This window comes from Cupriavidus sp. HMR-1, assembly GCF_000319775.1.
GTDB classification, from domain to species: domain Bacteria; phylum Pseudomonadota; class Gammaproteobacteria; order Burkholderiales; family Burkholderiaceae; genus Cupriavidus; species Cupriavidus metallidurans.
In genome coordinates, this window is the sequence record NZ_ANKP01000224.1 from 1 (window position 1) to 16,344 (window position 16,344).

The 16,344-nt window shown below is 63.1% G+C and carries 16 protein-coding genes and 1 pseudogene; 9 read left to right on the top strand and 8 right to left on the bottom strand.

Translation table 11 applies throughout. From position 1 onward, the window contains the following. Both D769_RS21380 and D769_RS21385 read left to right on the top strand, forming a co-directional pair. A pseudogene (locus tag D769_RS21380) lies at positions 1-235 on the top strand (hypothetical protein); the annotation flags it as partial. Between the two features lie 29 nt (positions 236-264). Then, a complete protein-coding gene (locus D769_RS21385; protein ID WP_008649338.1) occupies positions 265-1,164 on the top strand; it encodes a spermidine synthase in 900 nt (299 codons plus the stop codon). Between the two features lie 54 nt (positions 1,165-1,218). Here the strand turns inward: D769_RS21385 and D769_RS21390 are convergent, their stop codons facing one another. After that, positions 1,219-2,805, bottom strand: a complete 1,587-nt coding sequence (locus D769_RS21390; RefSeq protein ID WP_008649339.1) for an ABC transporter substrate-binding protein — start codon at positions 2,803-2,805, stop codon at positions 1,219-1,221. A gap of 78 nt (positions 2,806-2,883) precedes the next feature. Here D769_RS21390 and D769_RS21395 point away from each other — a divergent pair, with 78 nt between their 5' ends. After that, positions 2,884-3,549, top strand: coding sequence for a methyltransferase domain-containing protein (locus tag D769_RS21395; protein WP_008649340.1), 666 nt, complete (start codon positions 2,884-2,886; stop codon positions 3,547-3,549). A gap of 72 nt (positions 3,550-3,621) precedes the next feature. Here D769_RS21395 and D769_RS21400 read toward each other — a convergent pair whose 3' ends face one another. The 6 genes from D769_RS21400 to D769_RS21420 all read right to left on the bottom strand — a co-directional run bounded on the left by D769_RS21400 (position 3,622) and on the right by D769_RS21420 (position 11,000). Further along, the gene (locus D769_RS21400) at positions 3,622-4,824 is read right to left on the bottom strand and encodes a DUF2863 family protein (RefSeq protein ID WP_008649341.1); all 1,203 of its coding nucleotides are present in this window, start codon (positions 4,822-4,824) and stop codon (positions 3,622-3,624) included. 104 nt (positions 4,825-4,928) lie between these two features. Beyond that, positions 4,929-5,063, bottom strand: coding sequence for a hypothetical protein (locus tag D769_RS32950; protein WP_008649342.1), 135 nt, complete (start codon positions 5,061-5,063; stop codon positions 4,929-4,931). 171 nt (positions 5,064-5,234) lie between these two features. Continuing rightward, positions 5,235-7,940, bottom strand: a complete 2,706-nt coding sequence (gene acnA / locus D769_RS21405; RefSeq protein WP_008649344.1) for an aconitate hydratase AcnA — start codon at positions 7,938-7,940, stop codon at positions 5,235-5,237. 188 nt (positions 7,941-8,128) lie between these two features. Next, the gene (locus D769_RS21410; protein ID WP_008649346.1) at positions 8,129-8,680 is read right to left on the bottom strand and encodes a hypothetical protein; all 552 of its coding nucleotides are present in this window, start codon (positions 8,678-8,680) and stop codon (positions 8,129-8,131) included. A 222-nt stretch (positions 8,681-8,902) separates the two neighbouring features. Then, complete coding sequence (locus D769_RS21415; protein WP_008649348.1) at positions 8,903-9,883, bottom strand: aldolase/citrate lyase family protein; 981 nt, start codon at positions 9,881-9,883, stop codon at positions 8,903-8,905. Between the two features lie 133 nt (positions 9,884-10,016). Continuing rightward, complete coding sequence (locus tag D769_RS21420) at positions 10,017-11,000, bottom strand: malate dehydrogenase (RefSeq protein WP_008649349.1); 984 nt, start codon at positions 10,998-11,000, stop codon at positions 10,017-10,019. 391 nt (positions 11,001-11,391) lie between these two features. On the opposite strand from D769_RS21420, the gene D769_RS21425 reads away from it, so the two are divergent. Then, a complete protein-coding gene (locus tag D769_RS21425) occupies positions 11,392-12,246 on the top strand; it encodes a GntR family transcriptional regulator (RefSeq protein WP_008649351.1) in 855 nt (284 codons plus the stop codon). Between the two features lie 65 nt (positions 12,247-12,311). Here the strand turns inward: D769_RS21425 and D769_RS31985 are convergent, their stop codons facing one another. Beyond that, positions 12,312-12,602: a hypothetical protein gene (locus D769_RS31985; RefSeq protein WP_152415047.1), complete on the bottom strand. Its 291-nt coding sequence runs from the start codon at positions 12,600-12,602 to the stop codon at positions 12,312-12,314. Between the two features lie 17 nt (positions 12,603-12,619). On the opposite strand from D769_RS31985, the gene sdhC reads away from it, so the two are divergent. From sdhC to D769_RS21450, 5 genes are all read left to right on the top strand, one after another. Next, positions 12,620-13,030, top strand: coding sequence for a succinate dehydrogenase, cytochrome b556 subunit (sdhC, locus tag D769_RS21430; RefSeq protein ID WP_008649352.1), 411 nt, complete (start codon positions 12,620-12,622; stop codon positions 13,028-13,030). An 11-nt stretch (positions 13,031-13,041) separates the two neighbouring features. Then, positions 13,042-13,407, top strand: coding sequence for a succinate dehydrogenase, hydrophobic membrane anchor protein (sdhD, locus tag D769_RS21435; RefSeq protein WP_008649354.1), 366 nt, complete (start codon positions 13,042-13,044; stop codon positions 13,405-13,407). A gap of 3 nt (positions 13,408-13,410) precedes the next feature. Beyond that, positions 13,411-15,189, top strand: coding sequence for a succinate dehydrogenase flavoprotein subunit (gene sdhA / locus D769_RS21440; protein WP_008649356.1), 1,779 nt, complete (start codon positions 13,411-13,413; stop codon positions 15,187-15,189). A gap of 34 nt (positions 15,190-15,223) precedes the next feature. After that, complete coding sequence (locus D769_RS21445) at positions 15,224-15,925, top strand: succinate dehydrogenase iron-sulfur subunit (RefSeq protein WP_008649360.1); 702 nt, start codon at positions 15,224-15,226, stop codon at positions 15,923-15,925. 128 nt (positions 15,926-16,053) lie between these two features. Next, positions 16,054-16,341 (top strand): succinate dehydrogenase assembly factor 2, encoded by a 288-nt coding sequence (locus D769_RS21450; RefSeq protein ID WP_035884902.1) that lies wholly within the window; start codon positions 16,054-16,056, stop codon positions 16,339-16,341. Positions 16,342-16,344: the final 3 nt, after the last annotated feature.

The following is a 16,344-nucleotide window of genomic DNA, read 5'->3' on the forward strand; positions in this document are numbered from 1 at the left end:
GCTTGATGCGCCCGGCACGCGCGACGCCTTCGAGCGCGCGCTGACCTGCGCCAGCGATGCCGCGCCGCGCTGTCTGTATGCCGACTGGCTTTCCCGCCAGGGTGATGCAGCCGACCGCGAGCGCGCCAAGTCGCTGTACTCGGAAATTGTTCACGACGCGCGCCACTGGCCGCGTCACGCCCGCGAGCACAATCGCGAATGGCTCCAGCGCGCGCAGGTCGCGCTGGGCCAATGATCCGCGCCTTGAGCGCGTTGTATTCCTCCATGACGCTTTTGAAACGCAAATCTATCGAGGCCGTGGCCTCGCGCCGCCCCGCGCGCGGCGAACGTGAAACCTCGCGCAGGAAGCTGTCCGGCGACGCCGGCGATGTCGACAATGCCGGCGAGAAGCGCATGACGCCGCGCTTCGCGCCGGTGACGTTCTCGGAAATGGATGGCGTGCGCTATCTCCATTTCGGCACCGAGTGGGTGCAGGGCGCGATGCGCCTGCGCAAGCCCGATGCGATCGAGCTCGAGTACGCCCAGCAGATGATGGCGTGGCTGCTGTTCCTGTCGCCGTCGGCTGCGGATTTCCACGTGGCGCAGCTGGGCCTGGGCGCTGCCGCGCTGACCAAGTTCTGCCATCGCCAGTTCGCGCGCGCGAAGGTGACGGCGGTCGAGTTGAATCCCGCCGTGATCGTGGCCGGCCGCAGCATGTTCGGTCTGCGCGAGGACGATGCGCGTCTGACCGTGCGCGAGCAGGACGCATGGGACTTCGTGATGGATGGCGCGCAGACAGCGTCGATCGACGCATTGCAAGTCGACCTGTACGACGCCACCGCGCGTGGCCCGGTCCTCGACACCACGGCGTTCTATCGTGCCTGCCGTCGCGTGCTCAAGGCGCCTGGCGTGATGACGATCAACCTGTTCGGAGACCACGAGAGTTTCCCGAAGAATATCGTGCGTATTTGCGATGCGTTTGACAATCGCGTGCTGGTGTTCCCCGAGGTGCATGACGGCAACGTCATCGCGCTGGCATTCAACGGGCCGGCGATCGACGTGTCTTGGGAAACGCTGGAGGCGAGGGCGGAAGTGGTGGAGTCCACCACGAAGCTGCCGGCGAAGGACTGGGTGAAGAAGCTGCGCGCGGCGAATGCGCGGCAGGAAGAACGGCTGGTGATCTGAAGTCGCGCTTTTTCTCCCCCTCCCACCCGGTGGGAGAGGGGAGTCAGGCCACCATCATTCCTTATGGAAGAACTGCGCGAGCGACCACTCGTCGGTGCGCGCCTCATAGCGCAGGCCCTTGCGCATCGCCCACATCGCCAGTTGGCTGTGCGACGGGATGATCGCGTGGTCGGCCAGCGCGAACCTGGCCGCCGCGCGGGCATTCTCCTCGCGGGCCTTGTCGCTGGAGATCGTCGTCAGCGATTTCTCGATCAGTTGATCGAGCTGCGGATTGCTGTACTTGCCCCAGTTCCACGTGCCGTAGCCGGTCTTCGGGTTTGGAGTACCCGTGATCGAGCGCAGCGCCACGTCGGCAGCGGCCGATCCCCAGCCTAGCATCTCGAATGCAAAGTCCCCCTGGCGCGCGCGCGTGAAGTACGTGGCCACGGGCAGCGTCTCAACCTTGGTCTGGATGCCGATACGCGTCAGCATCCCGGCCGTGGCCTGCGCCACCTGGGCGTCATTCAGATAGCGATTGTTCGTGGCGTGCAGCGTCAGGCCGAAACCGTCCGGATATCCTGCGGCGGCCAGCAGCTTCTTCGCGCCTTCCACGTCATAGGCGTCCGGCTTGGTGCCAGGATGGCCAAAGATCTGCGGCGAGACGATCGACGAGGCCGGCACCGCCAGGCCTTCCATGATGCGGCTGACGATGGCGTCGCGGTTGAGGGCCTTGCTGATCGCCGCGCGCACGCGCGCATCCTTGAACGGATTCTTGCCGAGCGGCTTGCCTGCCTTGTCTGTGACGAACGGCGGGTTGTCGCGTGACTGGTCCATCTGCCAGAAGATCGTGCGCCACGACACGGTCTGCTCGATCTTGAATTTCGGGTTCTGCTTGAGCTTCGCCACGTCGGCGGATGGCACGCTTTCGATCACATCCACATCGCCGGCCAGCAGGGCGGCCGAGCGCGCGCCGTTGTCGGTCAGGATCCGGAAGATTGCGCGGTCCCATTCGGGCTTTGGCCCCCAGTAGTCGGGATTCTTCGCCATCACGATTTCCTGGCCGCGCGCGAAGCGCACGAACTTGAACGGACCCGTGCCGATCATCGCCTTGCCCGAATCGAAATCGGCCTGGGTCAGGTTCGCGGCGATCTTCTTCGGCATGATCGGCACGCTGTTCAGATCGTTGGCCAGGTTCGCATAGTTCGGCACGCTCATGGTCAGGCGCACGGTCAGCGGGTCGGGCGTGTCGATGCGGGCGATCGGCTTGGTGTAGCTGGTGAACGACCCCGGCGCGTTGGTCAGCTTTTCGGGGCGCTCCAGCGACGCCTTGACGTCCTCGCTCGTGAACGGCGAGCCGTCATGCCATTTCACGTTCGGGCGGAGCTTGATCTCCCACGTGATCGCGTTGAGCGGCTTCCACGACAGCGCGAGGCCGGGAATGTAGCGCGCGTTCTTGTCCATGAACACGAGCGACTCGAAGATATGGAGTGCGATGGCGTTGTTCGGGCCCGAGTTGTTCCAGTGCGGGTCCATGGACGTCACGTCGGCGGCCAGGCCGATGCGCAGGTCTTCGGCATGAGCCGCCTGGGCGGGCAATAGCGTGAGCGCGGTGGCGCTCAACGCAATCGAAAGGGATGCTTGCAGCAGCGTGCGGCGGATCATCGGTGGGCTCCTCGTACGGTGTTCGGCCATATTGTGCCGGTAACTATACATCGTTGCAGACCCAGTACAATCGCGGCCATGTTTGCCAATTCCCGCACGATTTCGTCGGCACAGTCCGATATCCATGAGCATCTGGCCACGCTGGTGGAGCGTCATCTGGCTGAGCCATTCCGCAAGCCGATTGGCGCGCCGAGCCAGCACGCGTTCGATGCGGCCATCGACGCGTGGCAGCGGGCGGGTAGCGCGCCGCTGATTCTCGATGCGGGCTGCGGTGTCGGGGAAAGCACGTTGCGTCTCGCCACGGCATTTCCGGATCACTATGTCATCGGTGTGGATCAATCGGAAAAGCGCCTGACGGCCGGCAAGGACTGGTGGGATGCACCCCTGCCCGAGAATTTCCATTGGGCGCGCGCGGATCTGGTCGATTTCTGGCGGTTGGTGCAGGGCGCGGGTGTGCAGGTCACGCGGCACTATGTGCTGTATCCGAACCCGTGGCCCAAGATTGGCCATTTGAGCCGGCGTTGGCATGGACACGCCGTATTTCCCGCGCTGGCGGCGTGCGGTGACTATCTCGAATGCCGCAGCAACTGGAAGATCTACATCGACGAGTTCTCGGCCGCGCTGACGATGGTGGGGCGCCCGACGCAAACCGAGTCGTGGCAGGCGGAGACGCCGATGACGCCGTTCGAACGCAAGTACGCGGCGTCAGGGCATGGCTTGTGGCGCTGCGTGAGTGTTCGATGAGCGTTCGATGAGCGTCGGATGAAATGAAAAACCCGCCAGATCTGGCGGGTTTTTCATTTTCGGACTGCGCGGTCAGTGGAACAGCGGCTGTTGCGTCGGCGCGTCCTCGGGCAGTTCCGCGTGGACGATTTCGCCGGAGCGGTCCGCGTAGAGCGGGGTGCCGCAATCCTCGCAATATTCCGGATCGAACAGCGCCGCATGGCGGAAGATGTCCTCGACACCGGCGTTGCGCAGTTCCTCGCAGATCTGCTCGACCGGATTGCCCTTTTCCTCGGCATCGGCCTCGCCAGCTTCGCGGCCATAGACAGGCCAGACGATGCCGTAGATCACTTCCTTCTCGCCACGCATCGTGAAGCCGACGCGATATTCCTCAACCACTTCCTCGCCGAACCCGGCCACCACGGCGGCCAGTTGGCCGGCCGGCACATCGAGCGTGCCGCACAGGTAGTTCACGGCGGCGCGCACGGTCAGCGGACGGATGCTCTTGTCCGATTCGCGGCAGGACAGGAAGAAGGCATCCGGCAGCAGCAGTTCGAACTCGCAGCCGGGCAGCAGGAGCGCGACGGTCGGCTGCACCTGCTGGCGCCACTGTTCGAGGCACACCGAACGCTCGGCGTGGTGCTCCTTGGCATCTTCCTGCCAGCGGAACAGCGCGCCTTCGTGCGGGGCCACCACCACGGCCAGCAGGTAGCGCGGATCGGCCAGGATCGGCGCGGTTTCGGGCAGATCACGCAGGTCCACCTTCGGCATGGTCCCGGCCAGTGCGGCAGTAGCCAGCTTGTGGGTCAGGGCGAAGGTGTCGCTATGGCTGCGCGGCAGTTGGTCGATGCTGTAGAGGTACGGCGACAGCGCCACCTTGGTGCCGGTGGCCAGCACATGCGCCTGCAGATGCACGGCCAGCGTCTGGGCCAGTTCCGGCTTCAGCGCGCCCGATGGAATCGCGTAGCGTGTATGGGCCAGGATCGGTGCCGCGATCAGCAGCACATCCAGCTTGGCGCCGTCGACTTCGATGGTGGCCGATTCGGCCAGGGTTTCGGCCTGTTCGGCCAGCACGTCGGACGCATCGGCGTTGTGCTTGAACAGGTGTTCGAGCGCGGCGTCGAGCGCGGTCTGGCTGCCGTTTTTCAGCAGGCGATGGAGCCGCTGCGACAGCCGACGCTCCCAATACCCGTCCTCCATGCGGCTGCCCGATGCATCCAGGGCGAGCGCGTCGGCCACCAGCCGTTCGGCGTCAGGAGAGAGTCTGGCGGAAGACTTGGGGCGAAAACCTGCCATATATGTAGAGAACGTCCGTTTTTCGTAAAACGGTATTCTACTCGTTGCGCAGGCGGGTGCAGTCCTCGCGAACCCTCAATCAGGCTGTTGTTTGCATTGTTGGATTACTTTTGAGCCGCCGGTGCGTGCGATTCGGTGCTGTGCGACTCGCCAGCCATCGAAACCTCGCCGCCGCCCTTGGTCAGCAAGTACAGGCAGGCGCCCGCCACGACTACAAAAGCGATCAGAATCTTCACCATGTGATGTCTCCGTCTTTGTCTTGGTATAAGTCACGCTGAATCCGTGTGGGGCGAGTCTGGCAGTGCAGGCTTGCGCAAAACTTACGCGACGGGGTGGGGATTACCCGCAAAAACAAAACCGCCGCCCCGCTTTGCAAGCCGGGACGGCGGTTTCGGTCAGCGGCTGGCGAATCAGGCGGCCAGCAGTTGACGCAGCACGAACGGCAGGATGCCGCCGTGGTTGTAGTAGTCGACCTCGATCGGCGTGTCGATGCGGAGCAGCACCGGTACGCGTTGCGTGTCGCCGTTGGCGCGGTGGATGACCAGCGTCACGTCCTGCTGCGGCTTCAGGTCGCCTTCGATGCCTTCCACGTCGAAGGTTTCGTTGCCGACGATGCCGAGCGACTGCACGCTGTCGTTGCCCTTGAACTGCAGCGGCAGCACGCCCATGCCCACCAGGTTCGAACGGTGGATACGCTCGAAGCTGCGTGCGATCACGGCCTTCACGCCCAGCAGCTGGGTGCCCTTGGCCGCCCAGTCGCGCGACGAGCCGGTGCCGTACTCTTCGCCACCGAACACCACTGTGGGCGTGCCTTCGGCAATGTACTTCATCGCGGCGTCATAGATCGACAATTCCTCACCGGTGGGCTGGTGCAGCGTGATGCCGCCTTCCACGCGGGAGCCGTCGGCCTTGACCGGGATCATCAGGTTCTTGATGCGGACGTTGGCGAACGTGCCGCGCATCATCACCTCATGGTTGCCGCGGCGCGAGCCGTAGCTGTTGAAGTCGGCCTTGAGCACGCCATGCGACAGCAGGTACTTGCCGGCAGGTGAGGTGTCCTTGATCGAACCGGCCGGGGAGATATGGTCGGTCGTCACGGAGTCGCCGAACACGCCCAGCGCGCGGGCGCCACGGACGGTCACGGCTTCGCCGGTCGGCTCGAGCGCGAAGTCCTGGAAGAACGGCGGCTCGGCGATGTAGGTCGACTTCGGCCAGTCGTAGACCTGGCCCTTCGTGCCCTTGATTGCCGCCCACAGCTTGCTCGGCTTCCTGACCTGCTCGTAGTTGCCCTTGAACGTCTTGGCGTCCATCGCGTACTTCAGCAGCGCATGGATTTCTTCCGACGTCGGCCAGATGTCGCCCAGCCAGATGTCCTTGCCACCCTTGCCCTTGCCCACTGGCTCGGTCATCAGGTCGCGCGTGACGTTGCCGGCGATGGCATAAGCCACCACCAGCGGCGGCGATGCCAGGAAGTTGGCGCGGATGTTCGGGTGGATCCGAGCTTCGAAGTTGCGGTTGCCCGACAGTACGGCGGCGGCCACGATGTCGTTCTGCACGATCGTGTCGTTGAGCGCCTGGGTCAGGTCGCCGGCGTTACCGATGCAGGTGGTGCAGCCGTACGCGGTGACGCCGAAGCCGAGCTTGTCCAGGTACGGCAGCAGGCCGGCGGCCTTCAGGTATTCCGTGACCACGCGGCTGCCAGGGGCCAGCGACGTCTTGATGTGCGGCGCGACCTTCAGGCCAGCTTCCACGGCCTTCTTGGCCAGCAGACCGGCGGCCAGCAGCACGCTGGGGTTCGACGTGTTCGTGCACGACGTGATCGCGGCAATCAGCACATCGCCGTTGTGCACCTTCACGCCGTCGGCGTTCGTGTACTCGCGGTCCAGGTCTGCGACGTCCTTGTTGAAACCGTTCTCGGCCACTGGCTTGGCAAACAGCGACTTGAACGTTTCCTTGACGTGGCCAATCTCGATACGGTCCTGCGGGCGCTTCGGGCCGGCCAGTGACGGGGCCACGGCGCCCAGGTCCAGCGTCAACGTCTTGCTGTAGTCGATCTCGCCAGCGCGCGGAACGCCGAACATTTTCTGGGCGCGGAAGTAGCCCTCGAACGCGGCGATTTCCTCGTCGGTGCGGCCCGTGCCACGGAAATAGTCGATCGTCTTCTCGTCGACCGGGAAGAAGCCCATCGTCGCGCCGTACTCGGGCGCCATGTTGCCGATCGTGGCGCGGTCCGGCGTGGTCAGGCTGGCCGTGCCTTCGCCGAAGAATTCCACGAACTTGCCGACGACCTTTTCGCGACGCAGCATCTCGGTGATGGTCAGCACCAGATCGGTGGCCGTTACGCCTTCGCGCAGTCGGCCCTTCAGTTCCACGCCCACCACGTCCGGGGTCAGGAAGTAGACCGGCTGGCCCAGCATGCCGGCTTCGGCCTCGATACCTCCCACGCCCCAGCCGACTACGCCAATGCCGTTAATCATCGTGGTGTGGGAATCGGTGCCGACGAGGGTGTCCGGATAATAGACGCCATCCTTCTTGTGCACGCCGCGCGCCAGATATTCCAGGTTGACCTGGTGCACGATGCCGAAGCCGGGCTGCACCACGCCAAAGGTGTCGAATGCCTGCATCCCCCACTTCATGAACTGGTAGCGCTCGTTATTGCGCTTGAACTCCAGTTGCATGTTCAGGTCCAGGGCGTTCTTTTCGCGGAAGTGGTCGATCTGCACCGAGTGATCGACCACCAGGTCCACGGGAACCAGCGGCTCGATCTTCTTCGGGTTCTTGCCCATCTTCTCGGCCACGTTGCGCATGGCAGCCAGGTCGGCCAGCAGCGGCACGCCCGTGAAGTCCTGCAGCACCACGCGGGCCACGACGAACGGGATTTCATCCACGCGCTCGGCGTTCGGCTTCCAGTTGGCCAGTTGGCGGACGTGTTCCTCGGTCACCTTCTTGCCGTCGCAGTTGCGCAGCACGGATTCCAGGACCACACGAATCGACACCGGCAGGCGTTCGATCTTCACGCCCAGGGCCTTGCCCAGCTGGGGCAGGGAATAGTACTGGCCGCGGCCGCCAGTGCCGAGCTTGAATTCTTTCAGGGTGTTATTGAGATTGTGGGGCATTGCCTGACTCCAATCGAAGGGTGACGCGGGACGCTTCTGAACATTCTTATTCTTAAGACCCCGGTGCGCGATTGGGTTCCGCCGCCATGCAAGCGGCGCGGCCGGCGGGACCGGACGCGCACCGTTACCACGACTCGGCCTGACCCCGAGCGGGTCAGGCAAAGGTAAAACAGGACTTTACTGCGGAATTATTGCTTCGGTGCGGATTGTGCGGATGCGGGTTGCGCATCTGCCGGCTGGGCCGGTTGCGACGGAGCCACCAGCAGCGGCGTGGCCACCGGGGCGCGCAGCGCGCCGGCAACGGTCGGCGCGGAGCCGCCGGCCTGCATGTCTGCCGTCTGGCATTCGTCCGCCAGGCGCTGACCGAGGTTCCGGTTGAACAGCATGGCCTTGCTCGGGATCACCACCAGATCCATGCCGGTGCGTTGGTCGAAGTAGCGGTCGGCGCCGGTCACGGTGTTCTGGCGCGGCAGGCGGTAGACCTTGCCTTCCCAGTTCACGCCGATCACCTCGTCACGCTGCATGTTGCCGGTGATGTAGAGCGCATGGCCCAGTTCGCATTGCCACTTTTCGCCGGCCGGCGCTTCAACCGGGGCGGCTGCCTCGGTCTTCTTGGTGGTCTTCTTCGAGGCCGTCTTCTTGGTAGCGGCCGGTTTCTTGGCCGGTTCCTGGGCCAGCGCGGCGCCGGCGGATGTCAGGGTCAGGGCGCCAAGGCAGGCGGCCAGCACGATGTGTTTCATTGTGTCTTCCTTCCGGTTTTCTGAATAATCAAAAACGGCTGTTAGTCGTACGGTCCGCTGGGGAGCGCCGGGGGGCGCTCCGGCTACAACTTTCCGCCGCTATTCTCTACGATTTGCCCCACGGGGCGAAGCCCGTCGGTCATTGGTTACACAATTGTCCGCGGACGGTTTGTCATCGGCCACTTCAGGGCAAAAATGAGCAGTCCGCGTTTCGGACTGGTGTCAGTCGAAGAACAACTCCGTCACCGGCGAGGGCAGTTTCGTGCCAGTGGCATGGGCACGCTGCAGCAGCGACCAGTAATAGCGATAGCTTGCGCGGTCATGGAGTTGGCCGTCGTGGCGGATCGGCGCCCAGTTGTTCTCGTGCGCCGCGAGCAGGATCTGGCTTGCCGCGCCGATCTCGCTGTTCCCGGGGCGGAAGGCCGACACAATCGGTTCGATCTGGCCCGGATGAATGCTCCATTTACGCAGATAGCCGAATTCGGCGCGCGCCCGGTATGCGTCGTCGCCCGAGCGTTGGGGGTTCTGCACATCGGTGCTGACATTGTGTGACGGCACTTTGCCATGGCGGTGGCAGGCTGCCGAAATCTCGAGCATGGCCCGGCGGATCAGCGGATGCTCGAACTGCTCCGGCGAGCGCATGGCCTCGCCCGGAATCGCGCCGTGGTGCGCCGAGACAAAATCCATCAGGCCGAAGCTCAGGCACTCCACCTGCACGAGCGAGGCAATGTCGAAGACTTGCTCGAGCGCTGAATGTGTCTCAATCAGCACGTGTATCGGGATGTGGCGGGCAATGCCGGACGCGCGCGCCACCTGGTTCACGTGATCGGTCACGCGGGCCACTTCCACCACGTCGGTCACTTTCGGGACCACTACATAGGCCAGTCGGGCGCCGGCTGTCCTCACCAGGATGTCGACGTCTTCGCGCCAGCCCGGGTGCGCTGGGTCGTGGATGCGCACGCCCACGCGGTTGTGCGCATTTTCGGCACTGTTGATCAGTTGCGCGCACAGCGTGGCGTGCTCGCGTTCGAGCCCGACCGCTGCGCCGTCCTCGCAGTCGAACGTGATATCAAACACTGGCCCGAGCGCTTGCTGCAGGGCAAGCGATTTGCGCATGAGCTTTTCGCTACCGGCATAGTGGTCACACACCGGCAGTTGCACCGGAATGGCTTCGCCCTGAAACAAGACCTCGGATGGATGCACGTTAAATACGGAGAAAATGTAGGGTTATTCAAAAATGGGATTTACGCGCCCAAAAGAAAAACCGGGGTCCGCGCCGATTTTCGAGAATCGATGCGGAACCCCGGTCTTTCATGAGCGGGTGGCTCGCGGAGGATCAGCCCAGCAGGTGTTGCACGCCGGCACGCTCTTCTTCCAGTTCCTTGAGCGTGATGTTGATCTTCTCCTGGCTGTACGCGTCAATTTCCAGACCCTTGACGATTTCGTACTTGCCGTTGGCCGTGGTGACCGGGTAGCCGAACATCACATCGTTCGGAATGCCGTATTCACCGTTCGACGGGATGCCCATCGTAACGACCTTGCCGTTCGAGCCCAGCACCCAGTCGTGCACGTGGTCGATGGCGGCGTTGGCAGCCGAAGCGGCCGACGACAGTCCACGGGCCTCGATGATGGCGGCGCCGCGCTTGCCAACGGTCGGCAGGAACACGTCGTTGTTCCACACCGGATCGTTGATCATGTCCTTGACGCTCTTGCCGTCGACGGTGGCGTAGCGGTAGTCGGCGTACATCGTCGGGCTGTGGTTGCCCCAGACGAACATCTTCTCGATCGACGACACTGGCTTGCCGGTCTTGGCGGCGATTTGCGACAGGGCACGGTTGTGGTCCAGGCGCAGCATGGCGGTGAAGTTCTCGCGCTTCAGGTTCGGCGCCGACTTCATGGCGATGTAGGCGTTGGTGTTGGCCGGGTTGCCGACCACCAGCACCTTGACGTCGCGGCTGGCCACTTCGTCCAGGGCCTTGCCTTGCACCGTGAAGATCTGGGCGTTGGCTTCGAGCAGGTCCTTGCGTTCCATGCCCTTGCTACGCGGACGCGCGCCCACCAGCAGGGCAACGTCGGCATCCTTGAAGGCGACCTTGGGGTCGTCGGTAATGACCACGCCGGCCAGCAGCGGGAACGCGCAGTCTTCCAGTTCCATCACCACGCCCTTGACGGCGGCCTGGGCTTGCGGGAGATCGAGCAGTTGGAGGATGACCGGCTGGTCTTTGCCGAGCATGTCGCCGTTGGCGATGCGGAACAGCAGGGAATAGCCGATCTGGCCAGCGGCGCCGGTGACTGCGACGCGCATTGGGGCTTTAGCCATGAGTAAGTCTCCAAACGAAAAGAGGGGGTAACCGGTCGGTGGCGCTTGGGTCTCCAGGGTATGGAGCGGCCCGGCGCGTCACCGGGTGCTGGTCGCGTGTCGCCACGAAGGCAGGCGGGCGTCCGCCGCGGAACCCGCGGGCATTCGCGCGTGACCGGGCAACGAGAGTGCGCTTCCGGCCAGGTGCAGGCGTCGTGGGCGACAAGGCGTAAGTCTACTACTGCTGAGTGGTGCGTCGCATCCCGCAAAGGGGTATTCGGGAGCAACGGCACGGACCTGCGCGAGTGTAGGGTGAGCCCTGATTGATGTCAATTCATATGTCTTATATAAGACATAAGACATTTCATAGCGTGCTGGACGTGATTCTCGCTTTTGTGGTTGAATCCGGGCTATGTCATCCCTGCCTACGTCCCTGCCCGCAGCCGCCGCCAATGGCGCGCCGGAATCGGGCGCCCCCCAAAGCGGCGCCGGGACGCAGCCGTCCACGAACGCGCCGGGCGCTGCAGTCGCCCCCGCGACGGCCGCGCCGTCGCCGACTTTCAGCCCACTTTACCAGCAGATCAAGGCCCTGATCATGCAAAGCCTGCAGACGGGCGAGTGGAAGCCGGGCGAAATGATTCCGAGCGAGATGGATCTGGCTGCCCGCTACAAGGTGAGCCAAGGCACCGTGCGCAAGGCCATCGACGAACTGGCCGCCGAGAATCTGGTGGCGCGTCGTCAGGGCAAGGGCACGTTCGTGACTACCCATTATGAGGACGTGGTTAAATTCCGCTTCCTCCGTCTGGTACCCGACGAGGGCGAACCCCATTACGGCTCCAGCCGCGTGCTCGAATGCAAGCGGTTGCGTGCGCCTGCCGAGATCGCCCGCCTGCTAGATATTCGCACTGGCGATAGCGTGGTGCAGATCCGCCGCGTGCTGACTTTCTCGAATGAAGCCACGGTGCTGGACGAGATCTGGCTGCTGGGCGCCAACTTCAAGGGCCTGACGGCCGAAAAGCTCAACGAGTGGAAGGGCCCGATGTACGCGCTCTTCGAGGGCGAGTTCGGCACGCGGATGATCCGCGCCACGGAGAAGATCCGTGCGGTGGTTGCCGATGATACGGCGGCGGAATTGCTGTCGGTGGCACCGGGCTCACCGCTGCTATCGGTGGAGCGTGTCTCATTCACATATGGTGACCGCCCGGTGGAAGTCCGCCGCGGTCTGTATGTCACGACGCGGCACTATTACCAAAACGACTTGAGTTAATGCGCGATGGCGATGAGAGAGCGGTCCAGGGCGTCGATTATTGTGGCGCGTGTATGGGACCTGCTTCAACCATTGTCGAGCGTGAATGGAATGGCCAGATTTTTCCCGCCTGAAACGGTACAAACACTGTCGCGTGCGATTGTCGGGCACGCCGTGTTGGTGCGCGATAGGCGAAAATTATTGGTGCGCCGCGCAACAAAGGCGCTAAAATCATCTGGATTTGCTCCACTGCATTCATTTGCATCCAGTGTCACCCACACGCTTGATGCAATCCGGTGCAGCCACGGTACCCGCTGTGGCGCGCCAATGCAATTGGGAGCAATGGCAGTGTCGTACTTTTGCTGTTTTCTTTTCACCGCAAATGGGGTCTCGCATGGCTGAAGCCGTCAAACAAGCCAGGCCGGAGTTCCGGAACATCGGTATCGCGCAAATCTCGCGCTATCGGTTGCCCTGGGCCGGCAAGGTATCCATCCTGCATCGCGTAAGCGGCGCAATGATGTTCCTCCTCCTTCCTTTCGTTCTGTACCTGTTTGAGCAGAGCGTCACCTCCGAACTGAGCTTCGCCAAGTTCTCGGCCCTGCTGTCCAACGGCTTTATCAAAGTTGTGATCCTGGCCCTGATCTGGGGTTACCTGCATCACTTCTGTGCCGGCATCCGATTCCTGCTGCTCGATGTGCACGTTGGCGTAACCAAGCCCGCCTCGGCCAAGTCGGCTGTCACGGTGCTGGTGGTCAGCCTGCTGCTCACCCTGATCTTCGGTCTGAAGCTGTTCGGTCTGTTCTGAGGAGAATCAAGGTGGCAAACAATAATATTGGTCCCAAGCGCCTGGTTGTCGGCGCGCACTACGGTCTGAAAGACTGGCTCGCGCAACGCGTTACCGCGGTCATCATGGTGGTGTTCACCGTGGTGCTCGCAGCTGTGTATCTCGCCTTCGGCAACCCTTCGTACGAAGGCTGGTCGGGTCTCTTCGCCAATCAGTGGATGAAGATCCTGACGTTCCTGACCATCCTGTCCCTGCTGTTCCATGCGTGGATCGGCGTGCGCGATATCTGGATGGACTACGTGAAGCCGATGGCCGTGCGCCTCGTGCTGCAAGTTCTAACGATTCTGTGGCTCGTCGGTTGCGCGGGCTACGCTGCTCAGATTCTCTGGAGGGTGTAATAAATGGTCGCAGTCAAGACTGGATTGCCGCGTCGCAAATTTGACGTGGTCATCGTCGGGGCGGGCGGCGCCGGGATGCGCGCATCCCTCCAGCTCGCGGAAGCCGGCCTGAACGTGGCCGTGCTGTCGAAGGTTTTCCCGACGCGCTCGCACACCGTGGCGGCGCAGGGCGGTATCGGTGCTTCGCTCGGCAACATGAGCGAAGACAACTGGCACTATCACTTCTACGACACCATCAAGGGCTCGGACTGGCTGGGCGACCAGGACGCCATCGAGTTCATGTGCCGTGAAGCACCGAAGGTCGTGTACGAACTCGAACACTTCGGCATGCCGTTCGACCGTAACGCCGATGGCACGATTTACCAGCGTCCGTTCGGCGGCCACACCGCCAACTACGGCGAAAAGCCGGTGCAACGCGCTTGCGCGGCCGCTGACCGTACCGGTCACGCGCTGCTGCACACGCTGTACCAGCGCAACGTTCGCGCCAAGACCCACTTCTTCGTCGAATGGATGGCGCTGGACCTGATCCGCGACGAGGACGGCGACGTGCTGGGCGTGACCGCGCTGGAAATGGAAACCGGCGAAGTCTATATCCTCGAAGCCAAGACCACGCTGTTCGCGACCGGCGGTGCCGGCCGTATCTACGCGGCTTCCACCAACGCCTTCATCAACACCGGTGATGGCCTGGGCATGGCGGCACGTGCCGGCGTCCCGCTGGAAGACATGGAGTTCTGGCAGTTCCACCCGACCGGCGTGGCCGGCGCGGGCGTGCTGATCACGGAAGGCGTGCGCGGCGAGGGCGGTATCCTGCGTAACAAGGATGGCGAGCGCTTCATGGAGCGCTATGCCCCGACGCTGAAGGATCTGGCTCCGCGTGACTTCGTCTCGCGTTCGATGGACCAGGAAATCAAGGAAGGCCGCGGCTGCGGTCCGAACGGCGACTACGTGTTGCTCGACCTGACGCACGTCGGCGCCGAGACGATCATGAAGCGTCTGCCGTCGATCCGCGAAATCGGCATGAAGTTCGCCAACGTCGACGCGATCAAGGAACCGATCCCCGTGGTGCCGACCATCCACTACCAGATGGGTGGCATTCCGACGAACTTCCACGGTCAGGTCGTGGTGCCGAAGAACGGCAACCCGAACGAAGTGGTCAACGGCTTCTACGCCATCGGCGAATGCTCGTGCGTGTCGGTGCACGGCGCCAACCGCCTGGGCACGAACTCGCTGCTCGACCTCGTGGTGTTCGGCCGTGCGGCCGGTAACCACATCGTCGCCAACGCGATGAAGCAGAAGGAACACAAGCCGCTGCCGGCAGATGCCGCCGACCGCGCCATGGCCCGTCTGGCCAAGCTGCAGGGCACGACCTCGGGTGAATACACCCAGGACGTGGCCAACGATATCCGCCGCAACATGCAATCGCACGCCGGCGTGTTCCGTACGCAGAAGCTGATGGACGAAGGCGTCGAGCGCATCCTGGAAGTGGCCGAGCGCGCCAACAACATCCACCTGAAGGACAAGTCGAAGGTCTTTAACACCGCGCTGGTGGAAGCCCTGGAAGTGTCGAACCTGGTGGAAGTGGCCAAGGCTACGATGATCTCGGCCGCAGCCCGCAAGGAATCGCGTGGCGCCCACGCCCATAGCGACTTCCCGAATCGCGACGACGAGAACTGGCTCAAGCACACGCTGTTCTACAGCGAAGGCAACCGCCTCGACTACAAGCCGGTGAAGATGCAACCGCTGTCGGTGGAATCGGTTCCGCCGAAGGCCCGTACGTTCTGATACCCGCGTCGTAGAGAAAACAGGACCCACAGAAATGAAGCGTATTTTCGAAGTCTACCGCTACGATCCGGACAAGGACGCCGCGCCCCGCATGCAGACCTACGAGGTGGAACTCGACGGTCACGAGCGCATGCTGCTGGACGCGCTGGTCAAGCTGAAGAAGCTCGATGAGACGATCTCGTTCCGTCGCTCGTGCCGTGAAGGCGTGTGCGGCTCGGACGCGATGAACATCAACGGCAAGAACGGCCTGGCCTGCCTGACGAACATGCGCGAGCTGCCGGACCGCATCGTGCTGCGTCCGCTGCCCGGCCTGCCCGTGGTGCGCGACCTGATCGTCGACATGACGAACTTCTTCAAGCAGTACAACTCGATCAAGCCGTTCCTGATCAACGACGAGCCGCCGCCCGAGAAGGAGCGTCTGCAATCGCCGCAGGAACGTGACGAGCTGGACGGCCTGTACGAGTGCATCTTGTGCGCAAGCTGCTCGACGTCGTGCCCGTCGTTCTGGTGGAACCCGGACAAGTTCGTTGGCCCGGCCGGTCTGCTGCAGGCCTACCGCTTTATCGCGGACAGCCGTGACCAGGCCACCAGCGAGCGGCTGGACAACCTGAACGACCCGTACCGTCTGTTCCGTTGCCATAGCATCATGAACTGCGTCGATGTGTGCCCGAAGGGCCTCAACCCGACGAAGGCGATTGGCAAGATCAAGGAATTGATGGTTCGCCGCGCTGTTTAATCCGCCGGTATAAACTGCCTTGTGCGTACCGGGCGGAATCCGTACGAACACAGACAGTCTGTAGTTGAAGTAAGCGGCGCGTCAGCCCGATGCGGTATCAATCGGGTGGCGCGCCGATCGCAAGAAGGCTGACCATGAGTCTTTCCACCACTTTCTCCCATCAGGCCGATCCGCACAAACGTGCCCGTCTACGCTGGCGCGCCCGCCGCGGCCTTCTGGAGAACGACATCATCGTCGAACGTTTTTTCAACCGTTACGAGGAGAGCCTGTCCGACGAGGACGTGGCATCGCTGAGCGAGCTGTTCGAGCTTGGCGACAACGAGTTGATGGACCTGCTGCTTGCCCGCAAGGAGCTGGACGGTGAGCTCGACACGCCCCCGATGCAACGGGTTGTAAGCCTGCTGCGTTCGGTCTGAGTT